Genomic DNA, 1,988 nt, shown 5'->3' on the forward strand with positions numbered 1-1,988 from the left:
CTTCGCTGATTCCGGCAGTTGAAAAGGGAATTAAGCAAGCGCTAGAAGAGGGGGCGATCTCCGGTAATCCGATCAAAGACATCGAAGTAACTGTCTATGACGGTAAGTTCCACTCGGTGGATTCAAAAGAGATCGCGTTTGTGATCGCAGGTAAAAAAGCCTTCTTAAAAGCGGTCGAAGAAGCAGGTCCTATTGTGCTTGAGCCGATCGTACAGATGGAGCTTGCGATTCCAACACAATATGTTGGCGATGTGTCGGGAGACCTATCAGGCAATCGGGGTTTAATTGAAGGTACACAGCAAATTGATGCCAACTACACCTTGCTGCAAGCTAAATCGCCGATTAACGAGCTGCAAGATTACGCGAGAAGGTTGCGCTCGATTACTGGTGGTGAAGGCAGCTTTAATATGAGCTTAAGCCACTACGAACCCGCACCACCAAGCGTGCAAAAACAGGTGTGTGAGCAAGAATAGTTGCTCACCGCAATGTTCGAAAATTAAAAAGCCGCATCTGCGGCTTTTTGTTTACGAACTGGGCTCGGTGGTTAAAGCTTAACCGACAGTCGCTAGGCGGTGTTTCGAGTCGAGTAGGTGATTTGCTGACGCTTGACGTGCTTTGTCTGCGTTACCAGCCATGATTGCATCATAGATCTGGCGGTGTTCGTTAATACAGGTGCTGCCTTCTTCTGAAGAGTGAGCAATAAAGTTTACGAACATGGTGGTTAAGATGTTGCCAAATGGCAGGTAAAAATCGTTACCTGTCGCATTGAAAATTAGGCTATGGAAACGCGTGTCGACATCTAGCCAGCGAGCTTGATCAAACTCCTCTGCTTCTGCCACTTCGACCATCTCTTGGAAGGTTTCAGATAGGGTAATACGCTGTTCCGCGGTGGCATGGATCGCCGCAAGTGCACAAGCTTCGGGTTCGATGGCACGGCGTAATCCTAGGAATTGACCACAAAACTGGTCAGTATCCGCTAGACCATCCATCCACTCGATTAATTGAGGATCAAGAAAGTTCCAGTAAGCGCGGTTAATTACGCGGGTACCCACTTTAGGGCGAGACTCTAACAAGCCTTTGGACGTAAGTAGCTTCACCGCTTCACGTAGCGCGGTACGGCTAATGCCGAACTGCTCACAAAGCACCATTTCACCTGGCAAGATAGATTCTTGAGGTAGCTTACCCGACAGTATACCGCGTGCGATCTCGCGGGCTACTTGGACATGAAGGCTTCGTTTAGAGCCTGATATAGAGTGGAACTCTCCAGACATATTTGTCACTTATCATCTTTAAGTATTATTTAATCTAGACTATACCATTCAACTTGTCGTGTACCAAGCAGATGTGGATGCTATTTGAGCCAGCTTAAGGATATTCGGTGTTATCCGTGAGCCACTTCAATATAAAGCTAATATAGGCCGCGGTACCAGTAAACTCAAACGATGGTTGATTCCTCTTACTGGTATCGAACAAGAGCGTTTACAGAATGTATGTACTATTGTATTATTAGTTAATTGCCGTAATGGCAAAAGTAGGTAATCGGTCGTATTTCAAATGAGCTTTTATCAACGGCTCTATATTAGGTATGGAATTGGCTGCTGCTCATATTTTCGCTAAGTATGGCGCGAAAATTGGCACTACACGCATCGAAGTTACTTATCCCGTACCACTTTGGTATACCTTTATAACTATAAGGAACGTTACATGGCTCAGTTTTCTCTTGTAGAAGATTCACGTCGTAAGATCCATGTGCAAGTCGCGAGGCAAATTGCCCGTAAAATACTGTCAGGTGAACTAAAACAAGGTGAGAAATTACCTAACGAAATGGAACTTTGTGAAGCCTTCGGTGTAAGTCGAACCGCACTGCGTGAGTCAACAAAACTGTTGTCTGCAAAGGGCTTAATCGAGTCCAAACCGAAAGTTGGCACTACGGTTCGCCCAAGAAGCAGTTGGCATTTTTTAGATCCTCAGCTATTGAATTGGATTCA

2 protein-coding genes and 1 pseudogene are annotated in these 1,988 nt (G+C 45.6%); 2 read left to right on the forward strand and 1 reads right to left on the reverse strand.

Annotated elements, in window-relative coordinates; genetic code table 11:
- Nucleotides 1-473: pseudogene (gene fusA / locus QTO00_RS18880) on the forward strand (elongation factor G); the annotation flags it as partial.
- 78 nt (nucleotides 474-551) lie between these two features.
- On the opposite strand, the gene QTO00_RS18885 reads toward fusA, so the two are convergent.
- Nucleotides 552-1,271, reverse strand: a complete 720-nt coding sequence (locus tag QTO00_RS18885) for a FadR/GntR family transcriptional regulator (RefSeq protein ID WP_331426130.1) — start codon at nucleotides 1,269-1,271, stop codon at nucleotides 552-554.
- Between the two features lie 433 nt (nucleotides 1,272-1,704).
- Between QTO00_RS18885 and QTO00_RS18890 the strand changes: the two genes are divergently transcribed.
- The coding region (locus QTO00_RS18890; protein ID WP_331426131.1) for a FadR/GntR family transcriptional regulator at nucleotides 1,705-1,988 on the forward strand (284 nt) is incomplete at its 3' end.

Source organism: Vibrio sp. M260118 (assembly GCF_036533755.1).
Classification (GTDB): Bacteria; Pseudomonadota; Gammaproteobacteria; order Enterobacterales; family Vibrionaceae; genus Vibrio.

Coding starts and splice junctions, on each gene's coding strand:
- QTO00_RS18885 (WP_331426130.1), bottom strand. CDS start 1,271: ATGTCTGGAGAGTTCCACTCTATATCAGGCTCTAAACGAAGCCTTCAT.